This window comes from Streptomyces sp. NPDC001508 (genome assembly GCF_040298665.1).
GTDB lineage: Bacteria > Actinomycetota > Actinomycetes > Streptomycetales > Streptomycetaceae > Streptomyces.
Genome location: NZ_JBEPAP010000023.1, coordinates 44,633 through 65,549 on the forward strand (window position 1 = coordinate 44,633; position 20,917 = coordinate 65,549).

Annotated in this window: 23 protein-coding genes, 4 tRNA genes and 1 pseudogene; 22 read left to right on the forward strand and 6 right to left on the reverse strand. The window is 69.7% G+C overall.

The window, feature by feature from the left end; genetic code table 11:
- Window positions 1-43 precede the first annotated feature (43 nt).
- Window positions 44-403 (reverse strand): helix-turn-helix transcriptional regulator, encoded by a 360-nt coding sequence (locus ABT245_RS21450; RefSeq protein WP_351735857.1) that lies wholly within the window; start codon window positions 401-403, stop codon window positions 44-46.
- Between ABT245_RS21450 and ABT245_RS21455 the strand changes: the two genes are divergently transcribed.
- Together ABT245_RS21455 and ABT245_RS21460 are read left to right on the forward strand one after the other, a co-directional pair.
- Window positions 402-1,073 carry a helix-turn-helix domain-containing protein gene (locus ABT245_RS21455; protein ID WP_351735859.1) on the forward strand — a complete coding sequence of 224 codons (672 nt, stop codon included), beginning with the start codon at window positions 402-404 and terminating at the stop codon, window positions 1,071-1,073. The two genes, ABT245_RS21450 and ABT245_RS21455, sit on opposite strands and share 2 nt — an antisense overlap.
- Entirely contained in the window at window positions 1,066-2,388 is a 1,323-nt protein-coding gene (locus ABT245_RS21460) for a tyrosine-type recombinase/integrase (protein WP_351735861.1), read from the forward strand. The genes ABT245_RS21455 and ABT245_RS21460 overlap by 8 nt, the downstream gene beginning before the upstream one ends.
- Before the next feature lie 28 nt (window positions 2,389-2,416).
- On the opposite strand, the gene ABT245_RS21465 is transcribed toward ABT245_RS21460, so the two are convergent.
- On the reverse strand, window positions 2,417-2,905 hold the full coding sequence (locus ABT245_RS21465) for a YajQ family cyclic di-GMP-binding protein (RefSeq protein WP_351735863.1): 489 nt from the start codon (window positions 2,903-2,905) through the stop codon (window positions 2,417-2,419).
- 227 nt (window positions 2,906-3,132) lie between these two features.
- Here ABT245_RS21465 and ABT245_RS21470 point away from each other — a divergent pair.
- From ABT245_RS21470 to ABT245_RS21480, 3 genes are all read left to right on the forward strand, one after another.
- A tRNA-Tyr gene (locus ABT245_RS21470) sits at window positions 3,133-3,214 on the forward strand.
- A gap of 387 nt (window positions 3,215-3,601) precedes the next feature.
- Complete coding sequence (locus ABT245_RS21475; protein WP_351735865.1) at window positions 3,602-4,102, forward strand: Dps family protein; 501 nt, start codon at window positions 3,602-3,604, stop codon at window positions 4,100-4,102.
- 83 nt (window positions 4,103-4,185) lie between these two features.
- Window positions 4,186-4,398 (forward strand): hypothetical protein, encoded by a 213-nt coding sequence (locus tag ABT245_RS21480; RefSeq protein ID WP_351735867.1) that lies wholly within the window; start codon window positions 4,186-4,188, stop codon window positions 4,396-4,398.
- Window positions 4,399-4,481: 83 nt separating this feature from the next.
- Here ABT245_RS21480 and ABT245_RS21485 read toward each other — a convergent pair whose 3' ends face one another.
- Together ABT245_RS21485 and ABT245_RS21490 are read right to left on the reverse strand one after the other, a co-directional pair.
- Entirely contained in the window at window positions 4,482-5,138 is a 657-nt protein-coding gene (locus tag ABT245_RS21485) for an NAD(P)H-binding protein (RefSeq protein ID WP_351735869.1), read from the reverse strand.
- Window positions 5,139-5,458: 320 nt separating this feature from the next.
- A complete protein-coding gene (locus ABT245_RS21490) occupies window positions 5,459-6,721 on the reverse strand; it encodes an amidohydrolase family protein (protein ID WP_351735871.1) in 1,263 nt (420 codons plus the stop codon).
- A 425-nt stretch (window positions 6,722-7,146) separates the two neighbouring features.
- On the opposite strand from ABT245_RS21490, the gene ABT245_RS21495 reads away from it, so the two are divergent.
- The 9 genes and pseudogenes from ABT245_RS21495 to ABT245_RS21535 all read left to right on the forward strand — a co-directional run.
- A tRNA-Thr gene (locus tag ABT245_RS21495) sits at window positions 7,147-7,219 on the forward strand.
- A gap of 46 nt (window positions 7,220-7,265) precedes the next feature.
- A tRNA-Met gene (locus ABT245_RS21500) sits at window positions 7,266-7,338 on the forward strand.
- 90 nt (window positions 7,339-7,428) lie between these two features.
- Window positions 7,429-7,593, forward strand: coding sequence for a 50S ribosomal protein L33 (gene rpmG, locus ABT245_RS21505; protein ID WP_003948671.1), 165 nt, complete (start codon window positions 7,429-7,431; stop codon window positions 7,591-7,593).
- A 120-nt stretch (window positions 7,594-7,713) separates the two neighbouring features.
- Complete coding sequence (locus ABT245_RS21510) at window positions 7,714-8,166, forward strand: FAS1-like dehydratase domain-containing protein (protein WP_351735873.1); 453 nt, start codon at window positions 7,714-7,716, stop codon at window positions 8,164-8,166.
- A 3-nt stretch (window positions 8,167-8,169) separates the two neighbouring features.
- Window positions 8,170-8,598: a MaoC family dehydratase gene (locus tag ABT245_RS21515; RefSeq protein ID WP_351735875.1), complete on the forward strand. Its 429-nt coding sequence runs from the start codon at window positions 8,170-8,172 to the stop codon at window positions 8,596-8,598.
- A 167-nt stretch (window positions 8,599-8,765) separates the two neighbouring features.
- Window positions 8,766-9,344, forward strand: a complete 579-nt coding sequence (locus tag ABT245_RS21520) for a TetR/AcrR family transcriptional regulator (protein ID WP_351735877.1) — start codon at window positions 8,766-8,768, stop codon at window positions 9,342-9,344.
- Window positions 9,345-9,425: 81 nt separating this feature from the next.
- Window positions 9,426-10,874 (forward strand): DHA2 family efflux MFS transporter permease subunit, encoded by a 1,449-nt coding sequence (locus ABT245_RS21525; protein ID WP_351735879.1) that lies wholly within the window; start codon window positions 9,426-9,428, stop codon window positions 10,872-10,874.
- A gap of 108 nt (window positions 10,875-10,982) precedes the next feature.
- The gene (locus tag ABT245_RS21530; RefSeq protein ID WP_351735881.1) at window positions 10,983-12,038 is read left to right on the forward strand and encodes a UDP-N-acetylmuramate dehydrogenase; all 1,056 of its coding nucleotides are present in this window, start codon (window positions 10,983-10,985) and stop codon (window positions 12,036-12,038) included.
- An 89-nt stretch (window positions 12,039-12,127) separates the two neighbouring features.
- Window positions 12,128-12,470: pseudogene (locus ABT245_RS21535) on the forward strand (TetR/AcrR family transcriptional regulator); the annotation flags it as partial.
- A gap of 44 nt (window positions 12,471-12,514) precedes the next feature.
- On the opposite strand, the gene ABT245_RS21540 reads toward ABT245_RS21535, so the two are convergent.
- Both ABT245_RS21540 and ABT245_RS21545 read right to left on the reverse strand, forming a co-directional pair.
- Window positions 12,515-13,555, reverse strand: a complete 1,041-nt coding sequence (locus tag ABT245_RS21540) for an adenosine deaminase (RefSeq protein ID WP_351735883.1) — start codon at window positions 13,553-13,555, stop codon at window positions 12,515-12,517.
- 126 nt (window positions 13,556-13,681) lie between these two features.
- Window positions 13,682-14,908 carry a pyridoxal phosphate-dependent aminotransferase gene (locus tag ABT245_RS21545; protein ID WP_351735885.1) on the reverse strand — a complete coding sequence of 409 codons (1,227 nt, stop codon included), beginning with the start codon at window positions 14,906-14,908 and terminating at the stop codon, window positions 13,682-13,684.
- Window positions 14,909-15,173: 265 nt separating this feature from the next.
- Here ABT245_RS21545 and ABT245_RS21550 point away from each other — a divergent pair.
- The 8 genes from ABT245_RS21550 to rplJ all read left to right on the forward strand — a co-directional run bounded on the left by ABT245_RS21550 (window position 15,174) and on the right by rplJ (window position 20,910).
- Window positions 15,174-15,246: transfer RNA gene (locus ABT245_RS21550), tRNA-Trp, on the forward strand.
- Between the two features lie 106 nt (window positions 15,247-15,352).
- Window positions 15,353-15,640: a preprotein translocase subunit SecE gene (gene secE / locus ABT245_RS21555; protein ID WP_351735887.1), complete on the forward strand. Its 288-nt coding sequence runs from the start codon at window positions 15,353-15,355 to the stop codon at window positions 15,638-15,640.
- 80 nt (window positions 15,641-15,720) lie between these two features.
- Complete coding sequence (gene nusG / locus ABT245_RS21560) at window positions 15,721-16,557, forward strand: transcription termination/antitermination protein NusG (protein WP_351735889.1); 837 nt, start codon at window positions 15,721-15,723, stop codon at window positions 16,555-16,557.
- Window positions 16,558-16,732: 175 nt separating this feature from the next.
- Entirely contained in the window at window positions 16,733-17,167 is a 435-nt protein-coding gene (gene rplK, locus ABT245_RS21565) for a 50S ribosomal protein L11 (RefSeq protein WP_030747472.1), read from the forward strand.
- Between the two features lie 100 nt (window positions 17,168-17,267).
- Window positions 17,268-17,993, forward strand: coding sequence for a 50S ribosomal protein L1 (gene rplA, locus ABT245_RS21570; RefSeq protein WP_351735891.1), 726 nt, complete (start codon window positions 17,268-17,270; stop codon window positions 17,991-17,993).
- A 178-nt stretch (window positions 17,994-18,171) separates the two neighbouring features.
- Window positions 18,172-19,083 (forward strand): SCO4651 family lipoprotein, encoded by a 912-nt coding sequence (locus tag ABT245_RS21575; RefSeq protein WP_351735893.1) that lies wholly within the window; start codon window positions 18,172-18,174, stop codon window positions 19,081-19,083.
- A gap of 155 nt (window positions 19,084-19,238) precedes the next feature.
- Window positions 19,239-20,078 carry an SCO4651 family lipoprotein gene (locus ABT245_RS21580; protein ID WP_351735895.1) on the forward strand — a complete coding sequence of 280 codons (840 nt, stop codon included), beginning with the start codon at window positions 19,239-19,241 and terminating at the stop codon, window positions 20,076-20,078.
- Window positions 20,079-20,379: 301 nt separating this feature from the next.
- Window positions 20,380-20,910: a 50S ribosomal protein L10 gene (rplJ, locus tag ABT245_RS21585; protein WP_055622549.1), complete on the forward strand. Its 531-nt coding sequence runs from the start codon at window positions 20,380-20,382 to the stop codon at window positions 20,908-20,910.
- The last annotated feature ends 7 nt before the right edge of the window (window positions 20,911-20,917 follow it).

Here is a 20,917-nt window from a genome sequence, read left to right on the forward strand (position 1 = left end):
CGCCGGCGGCCCTTTTCCTGGGTGCGGTGACGTGGGCCGGGCATCAGGCGGCGGTGTCTATCGCCTGCTCGTCGAGCCACTTCTCGACGTCTTCCCAACGCGCGCGCAGGTGGCGGCCGACCTTGATCATGCGCGGGCCGCCGCCGCGATGACTCCATTGGTAGACAGTGCCGATCGGTACCCCGCAGTAGTCGGCGAGTTCCTGCGCGGTGGCGAGCTTTCGCCGCTGGGTGGCGGGGACGTCGGAAATCTGAGGACGGGGCACGGTGACCTCCAGGGCAGGGCTGCTGCGGGCAGCGGACGACTCGTTCGTGTCGTGAAGTAACGAACGAATAACGAGAGTCACCGTACACCACTCGTTCGTGTCGTCAACCAACGAACGATGTGGCAAAGTGGCATCCATGCCCAGCAACGAAAAGCAACGAGAAGTGACCGGCCCCCCGGCCGTCGGTGAAGTCGTCGGCGAGAATCTGCGCCGACTGCGCCAAGAGCGGCGTTGGACCCAGGACGCCGCCGCGCGTGAGTTCGCTGCGGTCGGGCTGCGCTGGAAGCGGACCCATATCGCCGCTCTGGAGAGCGGACGCCGCGAAACGGTCGACGTCGGCACGTTGGTGCTGCTCGCCGCCGCATTCGAGGTCCCCGTGCCGGAGCTGTACCAGGGGAGCGGCGACGTACTCCTGACGCCGCGTGCGGGCGCGGAGGACCACGGCGTGACCGCGACTCGGGAGCAACTCCGCGCATGGATGAGCGGGGAACACTCCAACCTCATGATTCGCGGCCCGCAGACGGCGTTCGCCGTCCTCGAACTCAGCGACCACAAGACGCGCCCGATCCCGGTCGAGGCTGACCGCGCGCTGGCGAAGCGCCTCGGGCGGAACCTCCGGGACGTCGTGAACGCTGCCGAGGGCCTGTGGGGGCGCAGCCTCACGGAGGAACGCGACCGTCGCGTAGCGGCCGAACTCGCAGACCTCCCCATCGGGGAACGGCAGGCCCGGCAGGGCCACATCACACGCGAACTGTCCGCGGCACTGCGGAAGTGGATCGAGGGGGGAGAGGCGGAGGCGGATGGCTGACGTTTACGACAGGTGGCACAAGTCCCGTCCGGGCAAGGCCGACGAGCCGTGCGCGGAGCACTCCAGCAAGACCCGGAAGCTGGTCCCGAGCGGTGATCATGGCAAGGGCAAGCGGTGGCAGGTCCGTTGGCGAGACGCGAGCGGCAACCAGCGCAAGGAGAACTTCGACAAGAAGGCCGATGCGGAGACCCGCGCGGCCACCGTGAAGGCTGACCTCGACCGCGGCCTGTACGTCGACCCGTCGGCCGGCAAAGAGAGCTTCCGGGCGGTCGCTGAACGGTGGCGCACCTCGGCGGTGCACCGCCCCACTACAGCGTCACGCGTCGACCGGGGACTACGCAATCACGTCTACCCGATACTCGGTGACCGGCCCGTCGCCAGCATCCGGGCATCGGACATACAGGCATGGGTCAAGGACCGGTCGCAGGTGCTCGCGCCGTCGACGCTCGAAGTCACGTACGCGTACGTGGTCACGCCGTTCAAGACTGCGGTACGGGACCGGATCATCGCGAGCAACCCTTGCGATGGCGTCCGCCTGCCACGCCAGCGGAAAGCCGAGGTCGTTCCTCTCCACGTCGACGCCGTCCGGGCGCTCATCGACTCAGCAGCACCGCGCTTCCGCGCCCTGTACTTGCTCGCCGCCTCCGCCGGCCTGCGCCAAGGGAAACTGTTCGGCCTCGAAGTCGACTGCATCGACTTCCTGCGCCGCGAAGTGAAGGTGCGTCAGCAGCTCATCGACCCGGACGACGGCGAACCGTACCTCGGCGAACCGAAGACCCATCAGAGCTACCGAACGGTGCCGCTCACAAAGGCGACGGTCGACGCGCTCGCCGCGCACATCGAGCAGCATCCCGTGCACGGCGTGAAGATCGAGGACCGTACGGACCCGAGGAAGCCCCGGCCCCGTACCGCGCGGCTGCTCTTCCTGAACCGGCATCGCGAAGTCGTACGGCGCGGCGCCTGGTCGCAAGTCTGGGGAAGGACGCGCAAGCTCGCGGGCGAGTCACTCGCCGAGGCGTACGACACCGCGCACGCCGCATGGGTCCGCAGCGGCAAGCCCGAGGGTCGCGAACCGGCCCGCGTCACCATCCCGGACGGCGCCAGCCTGCACGACCTACGCCACTTCTACGCCTCGCTCCTGATCAAGCACGGCGAGAACGTGAAGACCGTGCAGAAGCGCCTCGGGCACACGAAGCCGTCGATCACGCTCGACACGTATACGCACTTGTGGCCGGATGAGGAGGACACAACGCGGGCCGCCGTCGAGGCTGTTCTCGGCGATGTGCCCCCGTTGTGCCCTGTGAAGTCTGCTTAGCAACGTCCGTGCAGGTCAGGCCAGTTGGTCACCGGTAGTTCACGAACTGCAGTGCGAAGTCGAAGTCCTGGCCCTTCAGCAGGGCGATCACGGCCTGGAGGTCGTCCCGGCTCTTCGAGCTGACGCGCAGCTCGTCGCCCTGCACCTGGGCCTTCACGCCCTTCGGGCCCTCGTCGCGGATGATCTTCGCGACCTTCTTCGCGTTCTCCTGGGAGATGCCCTCCTGGACCGACGTGAAGATCTTGTACTCCTTGCCGGAGAGCTGGGGCTCGCCCGTCTCCAGCGCCTTCAGCGAGATGCCGCGCTTGATCAGCTTGGACTGGAAGACGTCGAGGACAGCCTTGACCCGCTCCTCGGAGTTCGCCTGCATCAGGATCTTCTCGCCGGACCAGGCGATCGAGGCGTCCACGCCCTTGAAGTCGTAGCGCTGCGAGACTTCCTTGGCGGCCTGGTTGAGGGCGTTGTCGACCTCCTGCCGCTCGACCTTCGAGACGATGTCGAAACTGGAGTCGGCCATGTCCTGTGGCTCCTTGTATCGGGGTGTGTATCGGGTGCGTGCCGGCGTGCGTAAAGGCAGCCGCCGAGCCCGGTGCGAGACCGGGCCGCATCCGCACCAGCCTAGCCATCCGACGTGGGCCGGGTGCCGTTCAAACGGGTGGCGAAGCACCCCTCGGCATCGGGTATTGTTTACGTCGTTGCCAGGGGGCACCGCCGAAAAGCGGACCCCGTCCGGCAGCAAAACCCGGCGGTGTGCCCGAGCGGCCAAAGGGAGCAGACTGTAAATCTGCCGGCTCAGCCTTCCCAGGTTCGAATCCTGGCGCCGCCACACGGGAACGAAGGGCCCGTGACCTGTCAGACGACAGGTCGCGGGCCCTTCGTCGTGTGATCACGGCACGCATCCCGGCCCGGCCGGGCGGAGGGCCCGGCGTTCGTGCGCGTTTCCGTCGTCGCAGGCGCGGGTCCGGAGCCGCTTCGGGCGGGCCAGGCGTCGTGACGAAGATCATAAAGGGCCCAGCCGTGCCAACGGGGCGTGAGCGGTCACCCGTTGCCGGCGTTGTTGCTGTCGTTGCGGATCGGTCGCCGGGTTCGGACGTCGCCCGAGCGGATCAGGTGCGGTGGCGGTGGTGGGGGACCTCCGTAGCCTTGATCACGTAGGGAGACGGGCCACCCGTTCCGGGGCGTTGTTGTGCACTGCTGCCAAAGGAGACATGCCATGACCGCTTCCTCTGTGGGCTCCCGGCGTTCGGAGGCCGCTGTCAGCGGCTTCACGGCCTCACCGCAGATGGCCGGGGCGTTGCAACAGATCCTGGCGGATCTCGTGGAACTGCACATCCAGGGGAAGCAGGCCCACTGGAACGTGGTCGGCCACAACTTCCGTGACCTGCATCTACAACTCGATCAAATCGTCGACGACGCCCGGGAGTCGGCCGACGTCATCGCCGAACGCCTGCGCGCTCTGGACCACTGGCCGGACGGCCGCTCCGACACCGTGGCGGCGAACACCACACTCCCCGCGTTCCCGGAGGGGCAGGTGAGCGTGACCGCCGTCGTCGATCTTGTCACCGCGCGCCTGCGTGCCGCCGTCGACACGGTGCGCACCTATCACGACCAGGTCGACAACGAGGATCCCTCCACGGCCGACCTGCTGCACCAGATCATCGACTCCCTGGAGAAGCACGCCTGGATGGTCAGCGCGGAGAACCGAACCGGCTGACACCGATCCCCGCGTTGCCCGGGTGAGCCACGGCGGTTCCCGCGCCCGGCCGGGATCGCATGGGCATGGAGGACACTGGCTCCATGGCCTCCCGTCGTAGAACCTGCCCGGTGTGCCGTCGTGACATCGCCGTCGTCGCGGGACGCTTCGCGCGGCACGACCCGCCCGGCGCGCGCGAGAGCGGCGAACTCGTCTCGTGCGCCGGCTCACGGCGACAGGCACAACCGGACGCGGCCCAGCCGGCGTTGGACGGGTACGCCGTACCGGACTTCCCCGGGCAGTTGCCCCTCTTCTGATGGATTGCGCTGGACGACACCGACCGGTCCTGCGAGGTCCGCGGGTCCTGCCGGTCAACAGGTCCAACGGGCCGCGGGCGGCCTCAGTTCCCCGCCACCGACTTCACCGCGACCGACACCGGCGTCGACCCGCCGATCAGCTCCAGCGTCAGACCGGCCGTCGCCGGACTCTCCACCAGTTCCGCGAGTACGACGGCCACGTCCGCGCGCGGGACAGCACCGCGCCCGGTGTGCGCCTCCAGACGTACCAGGCCGGTGCCCCGCTCGTCAGTCAGCCTGCCGGGGCGCAGAATCGTCCAGTCCAGTGCGTCCAGGCCGGTCACGTACGCGTCGGCCGCGCCCTTGGCGCGCAGGTACGCGTCGAAGACCTCGTCGCCCTCGTGTGCCGGGTCCGCGCCCATCGAGGAGACGACCAGGAAGCGACGCACGCCCGCCTGGACGGCCGCGCTCGCGAACAGCACCGCCGCGCCCTTGTCCACCGTCTCCTTGCGAGCCGCGCCGCTGCCCGGCCCTGCGCCCGCCGCGAACACGGCGGCGTCCGCGCCCCGCAACCGCTCCGCGACCTCCTCGACCGAGGCCGACTCCAGGTCGAGGACGATCGGTTCGGCACCGGCTTCCCGTAGATCGCCTTCCTGTTCGGCCTTGCGGATGATTCCCGCGACCTCGTCCCCACGGGCCGAGAGGAGCCGTTCCAGCCGCAGCGCGATCTGACCATGACCCCCTGCAATGACAATGCGCATGTTTCCGACCGTACGCCCGAAGAGCCGCATCCGCCGCATGAGTTCGGCTCAGTTCCCGCACCGGGTACACAGGCCGCTCCCGGCCCGGCGCGCACCCCTTGTCGACCGCCGGCTTCTTCGCCGTGAGCGCCCCGCGGACGAGCCCGTATCGCGCGCCCCCCCTTCACCTCACTCCACCCGATTCCCCTACCAGCACTCCGCCCGATTCTGCTGCCGGCCGGCGCCGTCCCGGTCCGCCGTCTCCCGGACCCACAACCCCCGGCCCAATCCCTCCACCCCCACCCCCACCCCGGGGCCCCGGTCTCCGGCCCCGCGCCCGCTCACGACACCTCGCCCCGGCCCTGGCGCGGCAGCCCCAGCTCCGCGGCGGCCGCCGAGTTGCAGTACTCGCGAACCGCGCTGGTGCGCGCCACGACACGCCCCTGGTGCACCACGATCCTGCTGTACGCGAGGGAGAGCGCGCCGGCCAGATGTTCACCGCGTACGGCGAGCAGTTCGGCGGGGAAGCCGGCCTCCACACGGACCTCGGGAAGGCCGAGGACGGCGCGGGCCGAGACGCTCACGGCGCCGTACGCCTCCTCAGGGCGCAGCCCGTGACCCGAGGCCAGCAGATAAGCGGCCTCCAGGGGATCGCCGCGCCCGACCGGGTTGGACACGTCCCGCAGGGCACCGCTCCCGGCCGCCACCCGCACCCCGGCGGCACGCAGCAGCCGTACCGGAGCCGTACCCCGCCGCTCGACGCCGCCGCAGCCGCCCTGCGGCAGGCACACCACGGCCACCCCGGCCGCCGCCAGCCGGTCCGCGACGCGGGCGGCCGACTCGGCCGGCAGCCGGGACAGGCCACCGCACGGACCGAGGGTCACACCGGGCCGCAGCCCGCCCGCCATCGCCGCGAGCCGGGCGAGGCGGGCCGGGTCGGCGGCGTCCGTGTGCAGGTCGACGGGGCAGCCGTGCTCGGAGGCCACCTCCAGGACCGTCTCCACATAGCCCGTGGGATCGGGGTCCAGATCGGGGCAGCCGCCCACCACGGAGGCGCCCATCTTCAGCGCGTCGCGCAGTATCGCCAGCCCGTCGGCGCCGGCCGCCCCGGTCAGCAGCCGTGGCACAGCCACCGTGGTCAGTTCCGCGAGCCCGCGCAGCGAACGCCGCGCCTGAAGGACGGCGTCGAGAGGGCCCAGCCCCGGGACGTCGCCCACGCGCACGTGCGCGCGCAATGCCGTCGCCCCGTGCGCGAGGTGCAGCAGGGCGGCCTCCGTCGCCCGGCGCTGGACGTCCTGCGCGTCGTACGGGACGGGTCCGCCGCGGTCGGCGGAGAGCGCGGTGTCGGCGTGGGTGTGCGGTTCCACCGGGGCCGGAAGGAGCAGGTAGCCGCTGAGGTCGACGCGGGAACCGGAGCGGGCCGGCCCCGGTGCCAGGCTGCCTGCCGTGCCGACCGCTTCGATGCGCCCGCCGCCCAGCCGCACGTCCACGGTGCGGCCGTCGGTGAGCCGCGCCCCGCACAGCACGAGAGCCCCGTCGGACCGGCCCGAGGAGCCGTGGGGGTTCGACGACGGTGGGGGTGGCTGCGGCCGGCTGTCGGGCATCGGGGTCCAAGGGCTTGGGGCTTGGGGCTCTTCGGGGCTCGGGGCTTCCGGGCTGTGTGAGGGGACCGAGGGGAACTCATGATCACGCAGAGTGAGTCGAGCCTAGGGTGGCGGGCCGCACGGGGCGGGGAGGAGCGCAATAGTCGTACCGGCGTGGCCCGTCCGGAGCGCCACGCGCGCGTGGAGAGCCCACGACCAGGTGCGGCGCGCCGGTTTCCCCGGCGCCGGAGCGCCACGCGCGCGTGGAGGGCCCAGGAGCACGGCCGCCAGGACGAGCTGATCCGGACCGGTAGCGCCACGCGCGCGTGGCCAGCCCTTCAAAGGGGGTCGCGAGACTGCCGGGGCACGGGCGGTCGACGCCTGGGCATGCGGTACGAAACGGATTTGGGTGAACGGCTGCCGAGCGTGTAATGTCTTCATCGCTCGCCCCAATAGCTCAGTCGGCAGAGCGTCTCCATGGTAAGGAGAAGGTCAACGGTTCGATTCCGTTTTGGGGCTCTGGTGTGAGAGGTTCCCGTCGTCAGGCGGGTCCCGATCTCATCAAAGCGGTGTAGCTCAGTCGGTAGAGCAAGCGGCTCATAATCGCTGTGTCACCGGTTCAAGTCCGGTCACCGCTACTGACAGTAGCCGATTGCGGGGTCGGTCCTTCGATCGGCTACTCTTTCTTGCGTTGAACCAGTCCATCCGTTCGTCTTAGGAGCACTCACGTGGCTGCCACCGACGTCCGCCCGAAGATCACGCTGGCCTGCGTGGAGTGCAAGGAGCGGAACTACATCACCAAGAAGAACCGGCGTAACAACCCGGACCGACTTGAGATGAAGAAGCACTGCCCGCGTTGCAACGCGCACACCGCGCACCGCGAGACGCGCTGATCATCAAGGCTCGTACACGAGGCCGTCCCCGCAGTCAGGGGGCGGCCTCGCGTCGTTTCCACCGGCTGGAATCCAGCTACCTTGTGGACCATCACAGCTGACATCAGGAGGTGCCGGGCCATGCCGCTCGACCAGTCCTTCGTGGGGCGGAGCTACCCGCCCACCGAGCCCTACGAGGTGGGACGGGAGAAGATCCGCGAGTTCGCCGAGGCGGTCGGGGACACCCATCCGGCGTACCGGGACCAGGAGGCCGCGAAGGCGCTCGGTCACCCCGATGTGATCGCGCCGCCGACCTTCGTCTTCTCGATCACCTTCCGGGCGGCAGGGCAGGTCATCGAGGACCCGCAGCTCGGCCTCGACTACAGCAGAGTGGTGCACGGCGACCAGAAGTTCGCGTACACGCGCCCGGTGCGCGCCGGCGACCGGCTCCAGGTCACCTCGACCATCGAAGCCATCAAGTCCCTGGCCGGAAACGACATCCTGGACATCCGGGGTGAGGTCCATGACGAGGCGGGCGAGCACGTCGTGACGGCCTGGACCAAGCTGGTGGCGCGCGCGGCCGGGGAGGCCTGAGAGATGACGGCGAAGATCGCTTACGACGACGTGGAGGTCGGCACGGAGCTGCCGGCGCAGTCCTTTCCGGTGACCCGCGCCACGCTCGTGCGCTACGCGGGCGCCTCCGGGGACTTCAACCCGATCCACTGGAACGAGAAGTTCGCCAAGGAAGTGGGGCTGCCGGACGTCATCGCGCACGGCATGTTCACCATGGCCGAGGCGATCCGCGTGGTCACCGACTGGACCGGGGACCCGGGCGCGGTCGTCGAGTACGGCGTCCGCTTCACCAAGCCCGTCGTCGTCCCGAACGACGACGAGGGCGCCCTGATCGAGGTCGGCGGCAAGATCGCGGCCAAGCTCGACGACAACACGGTGCGGGTGGACCTGACGGCCACGAGCGGCGGCCAGAAGGTGCTGGGCATGTCCCGGGCGCTCGTACGGCTGGCCTGAGCCCGCACGGCCGGCCTCGACGCCGCGGCGACGTAAGGGGTGTCCTGCAAGGATCCTGCCAGCTCTTGCAGGGTGAGCGCCCCTTACGCCTTGCATCGGCACGCGCCCGGCCCATGGCATGCACGCACCGCTTGACGTAGTTAGTGATTGAGTACTAACTTACTCGCATGGTCAGGATGAGTGCGGACGAGAGGCGTGAGGGCGTCATTCGTGCGGCGATCGCGGAGTTCTCGCAGAAGGGCTACTACGGCACCTCGACCGAGGCGATCGCCAAGCGGGTGGGGGTCTCACAGCCGTATCTCTTCCGGCTCTTCCCGGGCAAGAAGGCGATCTTCGCCGCCGCCTCGCTGCGCTGCGTCGACGATGTGTGCCGGGTTCTGGGGGAGGCGGGTGAGGGCTTCGAGGGTGAAGAGGCCGTGCATGCCATGGCCCGGGCGTATGTGCGGCTGATCCAGGAGCAGCCGGAGCGGCTCCTGATGCAGATGCAGACGTACACCGCGGTCGCCGCCGCCGAGGCGGAGGGCGACCATGAGTTCGGCGAGGCCGTGCGGGCCGGCTGGATGCGGCTGTGGGAGACCGTGTATCTGCCGCTCGGGGCCGACGACGCAGAGACGACGGTCTTCCTGGCCTACGGAATGCTCATCAACACCCTTGCGGCCATGGGCTTTCCGCCGGGCCACCGGGTCTGGCAGGCCATGTATCCATCCGCCCGGGTCGGCGAGCCGGCCGACGGGCAGGGGAACTGAGGCGGGCCCGCATCGCCGCCTTCTCATGGGCTCAAAAGTTAGTAATCCATAACTAATCATCGATCACGCTCTGGGGGAGCGATGCCACAGCAGACCGGGCCGACCACGGCACCTCGCGGAGGAGTCATATGGGCCCTCGTCATCACCAGCGTCGCCGGATTCATGGCGTCCCTGGACAACCTCGTCGTGACCACCGCCCTGCCCTCTATCCGCGAGGACCTGGGAGGGGCGCTGGACGACCTGGAATGGACCGTGAGCGCCTACACGCTCACCTTCGCCGTCCTGCTGATGTTCGGCGCCGCGCTCGGCGACCGCTTCGGCCGGCGCCGGCTCTTCCTCGCCGGGCTCACGGTCTTCACCGGCGCATCCGCCGCCGCGGCCATGGCGCCCGGCATCGACTCGCTGATCGCGGCCCGCGCGGTGCAGGGCGTCGGCGCGGCGGTGATGATGCCCCTGACGCTCACCCTGCTGACGGCGGCCGTGCCCGCAGCCAAGCGCGGCATGGCGTACGGGATCTGGGGCGCCGTCAACGGACTCGCGGTGGCCTCCGGGCCGCTCATCGGCGGCAGCCTCACCGAACATGTCTCCTGGCACTGGATCTTCTGGCTGAACGTCCCGCTCGGCCTGGCCCTGCTGCCGCTCGCCCGTCTCCGCCTCGCCGAGTCCCACGGCACCGGCGCCCCGCTCGACATCCCCGGCACCCTGCTCGCCAGCGGCGGACTCTTCGGGATCGTCTACGGGCTGGTCCGCGGCCCCGCCGACGGCTGGACCGACTCCATCGTCCTCACCGGCCTGCTCGCGGGCGGCGCGCTGCTGATCGCCTTCGTCGTCCACGGCTCCCGCGCCCGCAACCCCATGCTCCCGATGCGGCTCTTCCGCTCCCGCGCCTTCGCCGGGATCAACGCGGCCAGCCTCCTCATGTTCCTCGGGATGTTCGGCTCGATCTTCCTGCTCAGCCAGTACATGCAGGGCGTGCTCGGCTACTCGCCGACCGAGGCCGGCTTCAGGATGCTGCCGTGGACCGGCATGCCGATGCTGGTCGCGCCGGTCGCCGGGATGCTCTCCGACCGCATCGGCGGCCGTCCGGTCGTCGCGGCCGGCCTGTTCCTCCAGGCCGCCGGGCTCGGCTATCTGGCCTCCGTGGTCACCGCCGACGCCTCCTACGCCGCCCAACTGCCCGGCCTGATCGTCAGCGGCATCGGCATGGCCCTGTACTTCGCTCCGGCCGCCAACCTGGTCATGTCCAGCGTCCGGTCGTCCGAGCAGGGCATCGCGTCCGGCGCCAACAACGCCCTGCGCGAGGTGGGCGGCGCACTCGGCATCGCGGTCATGTCGTCGATCTTCGCGGCACAGGGCGGCTACGAGTCCGCGCAGTCCTTCGTGGACGGCCTGCGGCCAGCCCTGGTGACCGGCGCCGCGACGGTGGCGCTAGCCGGGGCCGCCGCCCTGCTGATCCCGGCCCGCCGCACCCCCGGCCGGCTGGTGACCCGGACCGAACCGGCGCCGGCACTGGAGACCGCCGCCCACTGAACGCCCGACCGGTACGCGCGCGTACGGCCCCGCCCACCGGCTGGGCCGTACGCGCGCGTACCCGTGGGCCGGCCGGGGATGTCGGTGCCGTCTCGTAGTCTTGGGCGCGTGCAGGAACTCCACGACGCCCCGCTCGCCCCCCTGACCACGTTCCGGCTGGGCGGACCCGCCGCCCGGCTGGTCACCGCCGCCACCGACGCCGAGGTCGTCGCCGCCGTCCGCGAGGCCGACGACAGCGGAACGCCCCTGCTGCTGATCGGCGGCGGGTCGAACCTGGTCATCGGCGACAAGGGCTTCGACGGCACCGCGCTGCGCATCGCCACCCGCGGGGTCGAACGGGACGGCACGCGCCTGGAACTGGCGGCCGGCGAGGTGTGGACCGACGCCGTCGCCCGTAGCGTCGAGGCCGGGCTCGCGGGCGTCGAGTGCCTTGCCGGGATCCCCGGCTCCGCGGGCGCGACACCCATCCAGAACGTCGGGGCGTACGGCCAGGAGGTCTCCTCCACCATCACCGAGGTGATCGCCTACGACCGCAGGGCCCGGGAGACGGTCACGCTCACCAACGCCGAGTGCGCGTTCTCGTACCGGCACAGCCGCTTCAAGGCCGACCCGGAGCGGTACGTGGTGCTGCGGGTCCGCTTCGCACTGGAGGACGCGGACGGGCTGTCGGCACCCATCAGATACGCCGAGGCGGCCCGGGCGCTCGGGACGGAGCCCGGCGGCCGGGTACCGCTGGCCGCGGCGCGCGAGGCCGTTCTGAAACTGCGCGCGGGTAAGGGCATGGTCCTCGACCCCGAGGACCACGACACCTGGTCGGCGGGATCCTTCTTCACCAACCCGATCCTCACGGACGCGGAGTTCGCCGCGTTCCACGCGCGCGTACGGGAACGGCTCGGGGACGGGGCCGAGCCGCCCGCGTACCCCGCGGGCGAGGGCCGCACCAAGACCTCCGCGGCCTGGCTGATCGACAAGGCGGGCTTCACCAAGGGGTACGGCAGCGGGCCCGCGCGCATCTCCACCAAGCACACTCTCGCCCTCACCAACCGGGGCGGGGCCACCACGGAGGACCTGCTGGCGCTGGCCCGGGAGGTCGTGGCCGGGGTCCGCGAGGCCTTCGGGATCACCCTGGTCAATGAGCCCGTGACGGTCGGCGTCAGCCTGTAGCTCCGCCGGCCTGGCCGGATTGGTGTGCGGCTGGGGCGGGGCCGGTTGCGCAGTTCCCCGCGCCCCCATGTTCCATGGGTGCTGGAGGGGACCTCGCCGAGATCGTCCGCCAGGCCGCCCTCCTACGAGCAGAGCTTCCCGATCGCGGGCTCCCTGTACGCCGAGATCCAGCTCACACGCCGTCACGACGACGCCCTGCAGCAGACGGGCTCCGGCCCGTACCGGCCGATCGAGGGCCTGGACGCCTGTCCGCGCGCCGAACAGCGGGCGGCCGCGTCCGCCGCGGCGCCGACACCTTCGCCGCCGCGCCGCTGCTGCCCGGCGCCTGCGCTCAACGGGCGTTCGCCTACGGGGCGTCGGAGCCGGGTGGGCGCCCCCGCGGTCGACGACTTCGCCCGCCGCCTGGAAGGCACCCTGCCGAGCGGAATCTCCGCCGAGCACCACGGGCTTGCCGCCCTGTCCGCACCCGCCCCGTTTCAGGCGGCCGGGCGGGTGAGCCAGTCGTCGACGCCGGCCAGCAGCTTCGCCCGCATCTCCGGCGGCGCGGCCGACGCCCTGACCGACTGCCGGGCCAGCTCCGCCAGTTCCGCGTCCGTGAAGCCGTGGTGCTCCCGGGCCAGCCGGTACTGGGCGGCCAGCCGCGAGCCGAACAGCAGCGGATCGTCGGCTCCCAGCGCCATCGGCACCCCCGCCTCGAAGAGGGTGCGCAGCGGGACGTCCTCCGGCTTCTCGTACACGCCCAGCGCCACATTCGACGCGGGGCACACCTCGCAGGTCACCTCCCGGTCCGCGAGCCGCTTGAGCAGACGCGGATCCTCCGCCGCGCGCACCCCGTGGCCGACCCGGTTCGCGTGCAGGTCGTCGAGGCAGTCGCGGACCGAGGACGGGCCGGTCAGCTCGCCGCCGTGCGGTGCCGACAGCAGGCCGCCCTCGCGCGCGATGTGGAACGCGCGGTCGAAGTCCCGTGCCATGCCCCGGCGTTCGTCGTTCGACAGGCCGAAGCCGACCACGCCCCGGTCCGCGTACCGCACCGCGAGCCGGGCCAGGGTGCGGGCGTCCAGCGGGTGCTTCATACGGTTGGCGGCCACCAGTACGCGCATGCCCACACCGGTGTCCCGCGAGGCCGTGTCCACCGCGTCCAGGATGATCTCCAGGGCCGGGATGAGGCCGCCCAGGCGCGGTGCGTACGACGTCGGGTCGACCTGGATCTCCAGCCAGCCGGAGCCGTCCTTCAGGTCCTCCTCCGCGGCCTCGCGGACCAGGCGCTGGATGTCCTCAGGTTCCCTCAGACAGGAGCGTGCCGCGTCGTACAGCCGCTGGAAGCGGAACCAGCCCCGCTCGTCCGTGGCCCGCAGCCGCGGTGGCTCCCCGCTGGTCAGTGCGTCGGTCAGCGCCTCCGGCAGGCGCACGCCGTGCTTGTCGGCCAGCTCCAGCAGGGTGCTGGGCCGCATCGAGCCGGTGAAGTGCAGGTGGAGATGGGCCTTCGGCAGGTCAGAGACATCACGTACACGCTCCATCCCCGGATCCTGCCGCACCTCGCCCGTGTCCCGGTAGCCGTTTCCCCGTTCGTGGTCTTGCCCGCACACAGAAGCGGGCCGCCTCCCGAAGGAGACGGCCCGCCGGCCCGCTCACCGTGAGCGGATTCAGTCCCTGGCCTCCGCCAGCAGCTTCTGGATCCGGCTCACGCCCTCGATCAGGTCCTCGTCACCGAGGGCGTAGGACAGCCGCAGATAGCCCGGGGTGCCGAACGCCTCGCCCGGGACGACCGCGACCTCGGCCTCCTCCAGGATCAGCGCGGCCAGCTCCACGGTGCTCTGCGGGCGCTTGCCCCGGATCTCCTTGCCGATCAGCGCCTTCACCGACGGGTACGCGTAGAACGCGCCCTCCGGCTCCGGGCAGACCACGCCGTCGATCTCGTCCAGCATCCGCACGATCGTCCGGCGCCGCCGGTCGAACGCCTCGCGCATCTCCGCTACGGCCTTCAGGTCGCCGGAGACCGCGGCGAGGGCCGCCACCTGCGCGACGTTCGACACGTTCGACGTGGCATGCGACTGGAGGTTCGTGGCGGCCTTGACCACGTCCTTCGGGCCGATGATCCAGCCCACGCGCCAGCCGGTCATCGCGTACGTCTTGGCGACGCCGTTGACGACGATGCACTTGTCACGCAGCTCCGGCAGGATCGCGGGCAGCGAGGTGAACGTCGCGTCGCCGTACACCAGGTGCTCGTAGATCTCGTCCGTCAGCACCCACAGGCCGTGCTCGACGGCCCAGCGGCCGATCGCCTCGGCCTCCGGCTCGCTGTAGACCGCGCCGGTCGGGTTGGAGGGCGAGACGAAGAGGACAACCTTCGTCTTGTCCGTGCGCGCCGCCTCCAGCTGCTCCACGCTCACCCGGTAGCCGGTCGTCTCGTCCGCCACGACCTCCACCGGGACACCGTCGGCGAGACGGATCGACTCCGGGTACGTCGTCCAGTACGGCGCCGGGACGATGACCTCGTCGCCCGGGTCGAGGATCGCGGCGAAGGCCTCGTAGATGGCCTGCTTGCCGCCGTTGGTGACCAGGATCTGCGACGGGTCGACCTCGTAGTTCGAGTCGCGCAGCGTCTTCGCGGCGATCGCGGCCTTCAGCTCGGGCAGGCCGCCCGCCGGGGTGTACCGGTGGTACTTCGGGTTCTTGCAGGCCTCGACCGCGGCCTCGACGATGTAGCCGGGCGTCGGGAAGTCGGGTTCGCCCGCGCCGAAGCCGATCACCGGACGCCCGGCGGCCTTCAGGGCCTTGGCCTTGGCATCCACGGCGAGGGTGGCGGACTCGGAGATCGCGCCGACTCGGGCGGAGACCCGGCGCTCGGTGGGAGGGGTTGCAGCGCTCATGGAGCCATCGTTTCAGACCGGAAATGTCCCCGGCACGCGGGTTTCACAGACTGAACGGCAAGGGACCGACCCGTGAACATGCGTCCGGATTCGGCCTCCGGCCAGGAGATCTTGCGTCTCGCGGGCGTAGGCGGGCACTTACTGTTCGACGCCGGGCCCAGGACCACGTACACTCTCACCTCGTTGGCCTTCGGGGGCCGCCTTCGAGCCGGTGCACGCCGCGCACTCGGTCGGATGCGGTACGTTGGGGGACATCAAACATCAAAGGGTCGTAGCTCAATTGGTAGAGCACTGGTCTCCAAAACCAGCGGTTGGGGGTTCAAGTCCCTCCGGCCCTGCTACACACACCGCCAGGATGTGTGCGCATGTACGTACAGCATTGCACTGCCGTGCGGCTCAGAACCGGGCGCGGCACGGCCACGACCCGGGATCAGGTGAGGACGAATGACGGACGCCGTGGGCTCCATCGACACTCCTGATGCCCAGGACGAGGTGCCGGAGTCCAAGAAGAAGACCCGTAAGGGTGGTAAGCGTGCCAAGAAGGGCCCGCTGAAGCGGCTGGCGATCTTCTACCGTCAGATCGTCGCGGAACTCCGTAAGGTCGTCTGGCCGTCGCGGAACCAGCTGACGTCGTACACCACCGTGGTGATCTTCTTCGTCGCCATCATGATCGCGTTGGTGACCGTGATTGACTATGGGCTCAACCACGCGGCCAAGTACGTCTTCGGCTGAGCCAAGAGCGAAGGGCGCCGTGGTACCGGCGCCCGTTTTCGCATGTTCCACCTCTATGTATCCAGGAAGAAGCAGCCATCGTGTCTGACCCGAACCTGAACGACGCCATCGAGCCTCGCGGGAATGCCGCCGAGGCGGTGGACGACGAGCTCGACATCGTCGAGGGCGCGGATGAGCAGGACGAGTTCGAGGCTGCCGAGGCCGAGGCGGGGGAGCCGGCCGAGGAGGCCGCCTTGCAGGTCGTGGACGAGGACGCCGAAGCCACCGGGGGCGAAGCCACCGAGGAGCCCGCGGAGCCCGTCGACCCCGTCGCGGCGCTGCGCGAGGAACTGCGTACGCTGCCCGGCGAGTGGTACGTCATCCACACCTACGCCGGCTACGAGAACCGCGTGAAGACCAACCTGGAGCAGCGCGCCGTCTCGCTGAACGTCGAGGACTACATCTTCCAGGCCGAGGTGCCGCAGGAAGAGGTCGTCCAGATCAAGAACGGCGACCGCAAGACGATCAAGCAGAACAAGCTGCCGGGTTATGTCCTGGTCCGCATGGACCTGACCAACGAGTCCTGGGGCGTCGTCCGCAACACGCCGGGCGTCACCGGCTTCGTCGGCAACGCCTACGACCCGTACCCGCTGACCCTGGACGAGATCGTCAAGATGCTCGCCCCGGAGGCCGAGGAGAAGGCCGCCCGTGAGGCCGCCGAGGCCGAGGGCAAGCCCGCTCCGCAGCGCAAGGTCGAGGTCCAGGTGCTGGACTTCGAGGTCGGCGACTCGGTCACCGTCACCGACGGCCCGTTCGCCACGCTCCAGGCCACCATCAACGAGATCAACCCGGACTCGAAGAAGGTCAAGGGCCTGGTGGAGATCTTCGGCCGTGAGACGCCGGTCGAGCTGTCCTTCGACCAGATCCAGAAGAACTGACGTCCTTACGGACGTAACGCCTCCGACCAGGTCGGGTGGACGCTCGGGCGGCCGCCTGACCTGCTCGGTTTTTGGCCGCGCACGTGTACCCGTTACCGTGGTGCGGTATGCCTCCGTCCGGATGATCCGGATCGGATGGCGGAACACTCTCACTAAGGACCCGGAGAGAGAGCACATGCCTCCCAAGAAGAAGAAGGTCACGGGGCTGATCAAGCTCCAGATCCAGGCCGGCGCCGCCAACCCGGCCCCGCCGGTCGGCCCCGCGCTGGGTCAGCACGGCGTCAACATCATGGAGTTCTGCAAGGCCTACAACGCCGCGACCGAGTCGCAGCGCGGCTGGGTCATCCCGGTGGAGATCACGGTCTACGAGGACCGCTCCTTCACCTTCGTGACCAAGACTCCGCCGGCCGCGAAGATGATCCTCAAGGCCGCGGGCGTCGAGAAGGGCTCCGGCGAGCCGCACAAGACCAAGGTCGCCAAGATCACCGAGGCGCAGGTCCGCGAGATCGCCCAGACCAAGATGCCCGACCTCAACGCCAACGACCTGGACGCCGCCGCGAAGATCATCGCCGGCACCGCCCGTTCCATGGGCGTCACGGTCGAGGGCTGAGTCCCACCCCGCAGAACCCACGCGGCGGTGTGACGCCGCACGTGGCAGGGCCTGCTCGGCCCGTACCACGACTCCTTTCCAGCACACCTCAGGAGCAGTTGTGAGCAAGCGCAGCAAGGCTCTCCGCGCTGCGGACGCCAAGATCGACCGGGAGAAGCTGTACGCCCCGCTCGAAGCCGTCCGTCTCGCCAAGGAGACCTCCACGTCCAAGTTCGACGGCACCGTCGAGGTCGCCTTCCGTCTGGGTGTCGACCCGCGCAAGGCCGACCAGATGGTCCGTGGCACCGTGAACCTTCCGCACGGCACCGGCAAGACCGCCCGGGTCCTGGTCTTCGCGACCGGTGACCGTGCCGAGGCCGCGCGTGCCGCGGGTGCCGACATCGTCGGCGCCGACGAGCTGATCGACGAGGTGTCGAAGGGCCGTCTGGACTTCGACGCCGTCGTCGCCACCCCGGACCTCATGGGCAAGGTCGGCCGGCTCGGCCGCGTCCTCGGCCCGCGTGGTCTGATGCCGAACCCGAAGACCGGCACCGTCACCCCCGACGTGACCAAGGCCGTGGGCGACATCAAGGGCGGCAAGATCGAGTTCCGCGTCGACAAGCACTCGAACCTGCACTTCATCATCGGCAAGACGTCGTTCGACGACAGCAAGCTGGTGGAGAACTACGGCGCCGCGCTGGAGGAGATCCTGCGTCTGAAGCCGTCCGCCGCCAAGGGTCGCTACATCAAGAAGGCTGCCATCACCACCACGATCGGCCCCGGCATCCCGATCGACCCGAACCGCACCCGCAACCTCCTCGTCGAGGAGGACCCGGCCGCCGTCTGAGCCAGCGCTCATCCCCGGCCGCCGCGTCAGGCACGCGTCGTGAGGGCGGGCCCCGCACCCTTGGGAGGTGCGGGGCCCGCCCTTTCCTTGTGCGCTTCTTCTTTGTGCGCTTCGCGTACGGCTGTCGGTGCGCTGCGTTAGCGTGCGCACACAGGACTCGCACAGGGGTGGGACGACATTGAAGAGCACGAGTGTGCGCCGTATGACTCTCTCGACGGCGGTGGTGACCGCGCTGGCGGCGGTGGCCGCCTGCGGTTCCCCGGGCCCCTCCGGGGACGGGTCAGCGGGCGGCAAGGCGGCGAAGGAGGGCGCGACGCGGGTCAGCCCCGTCGCGGCCCTGCGCTCCGCCGAGAAGTCCACGGCCGGGGCCGAGTCGGCCAAGGTCCGCTCCACCACCACCGTGGGCTCCGTGATGTCCATGACGGCCGACGGCTCCCTCGACTGGGGCGACGGCATCACCGGCACGCTCACCCTCACCTACACCGGCGGCACGGCGGCCGACACGATGCGCCGGCTCGGCTCCGCCTCCATGCAGGCCCGCTATCTCTCCGACGCCTACTACGCCGGGGTGAGTGACACCTTTGCCGAGAAGGCGGGCGGCAAGCACTGGATCAGGTACGCCTACGACGACCTGGCCGGCCTCGGCGGGTCCTCCGGCGTGTACCTCAAGGACCAGATGCGGACCTCCACTCCGGACCAGTCGGTGAAGCTCCTGCTGGCCTCCGGGGACGTACGGAAGGTCGGCGAGGAGAAGGTGTCCGGCCGGAACACCACGCACTACGCCGGGACGGTGGAGGTCGCCGACCTCGTCACCCGCGGCTCCCACCTCGACGCGAGCCGGCTGGCCGACCTGAAGAAGCAGCTCGACCAGGCCGGCATCACCACCGAGACCGTCGACATCTGGGTCGACGACCAGAATCTGCTGGTCAAGAAGATGGAGAAGGGCGACACGGCCAACGGCACGATGACCAGCACCGCGTACTACAGCGACTACGGCGTACGGGTCTCGGTCCAGGAGCCTCCCGCGGCCGACACCGAGGACTTCAAGGCCCTCATCGCCCAGCAGGGCGGAAGCGGGCCGGCCCCCTGAGGTGGTGTTCGGTAAATCGCTTACCAAGAGAGCACCAACAAACCGGGAAGACCCCGCGTGGAGCCGCCGGATACGATCGAGCCCGTACCTGTGCATCAGGCATGTGTTCCATGTGTTCCACGTGTGACGTGGGGGGAGAAGGTTTTGCTGTGTCCATGAGGTCTTCGGTGGGGGTCACCGGTATCGCTGTCCTGCTGCTCGCGGGGGGCGCGGTCGGCTGCGGCGCAAAGGACGACGCGGCGAAGTCGCCCGCGATGGAGCCGGCCGCGGCCGTCGCCGCGGCCGCGAAGAACGCGGACGGCATCACGTCGTTCCGCTACCGGCTGACCGGCAGCGTCCCGGGCGAGGGCAAGATCAAGGGCGAGGCGGCGATGAGCGTCAAGCCGCTGGCCATGAGCATGAAGATGGCGGTCGAGGACAAGGCCACCGACGGACAGGTCGAGATCCGGCTCATCGACAAGGCGATGTACATCGGCGGCAACGCCGAGATGGCCAAGGAGATGGACGGCAAGAGCTGGATCAAGTTCGACATGTCCGCCCTCGGCGGGGACAGCGGCCGCGCCATGGACCAGCTCGGCGCGGGCGAGGCCGGCAAGAACCCGGCCGCCGACTCCACCTTCCTCACCGGCTCCAAGGATGTGAAGAAGGTCGGCACCGAGACCGTCGACGGCGTGGAGACCACCCACTACAAGGGCACGGTCAGCCTCGACGACCTGCGGACCACACTCAAGGACAAGGACAAAGAGGCCCGCGAGCGGCGCGAGACGAGCATCGAGCAGTACGAGAAGATGGGCCTCGACTCGATGACCATGGACATGTGGATCGACGGCGAGCACCACACGAAGCAGTTCCGTATGCGCGGTGACGCCCAGAAGGGCCCGCTCGACATGACGATCACCTTCCTCGACTACAACAAGCCGGTGAAGGTCACCGCCCCGCCCGCCAAGGACACCGCCGACCTGGCCGAGATGATGAAGGCCGCCGAGCAGGCCTGAGTCCGTACGGAAGCCCCCGCGGGGACGGATTTGCTTGACGGCGATCCGTTCCCTTACTCTCCTACAGAAGCCAAAGACCGCTGGTCGTTGCCGCGCGCTCGGACGAGTGCGCGGTGGCCGAAGGATCCGCTGAAAAGTGGGCGACCCGCGCAGGTGACAGAGGAAGAACTCCCGGAGTGCGCGCACCGCGCGTGTACGACCGGTCGAGTCCGCCCCGTGCGCCTGCGCCGGGGCGTTTCGTTTCCCCAGTCCTCCTTCGGGTCCGCGCGGTCAGAATCACCCGGAAGGAGGCCGAGGCTCTATGGCGAGGCCCGACAAGGCTGCCGCGGTGGCCGAGTTGACGGAGCAGTTCCGCAACTCCAGCGCCGCTGTGCTGACCGAGTACCGCGGTCTCACCGTGGCGCAGCTCAAGACGCTGCGCCGGTCGCTCGGTGAGAACGCCCAGTACGCCGTGGTGAAGAACACGCTGACCAAGATTGCGGCCAACGAGGCCGGGATCTCGACGCTTGACGACCTGTTCAACGGTCCGACGGCTGTCGCCTTCGTCACTGGTGACCCGGTGGAGTCGGCGAAGGGTCTCCGTGACTTCGCCAAGGACAATCCGAATCTCGTCATCAAGGGCGGTGTCCTTGACGGCAAGGCGCTGTCCGCCGACGAGATCAAGAAGCTCGCGGACCTTGAGTCCCGCGAGGTTCTGCTCGCCAAGCTGGCGGGCGCTCTGAAGGGCAAGCAGACCCAGGCTGCTCAGGTCTTCCAGGCGCTCCCGTCGAAGCTCGTCCGCACCGTGGACGCGCTTCGTGCCAAGCAGGACGAGCAGGGCGGTGCCGAGTAATTCGGCT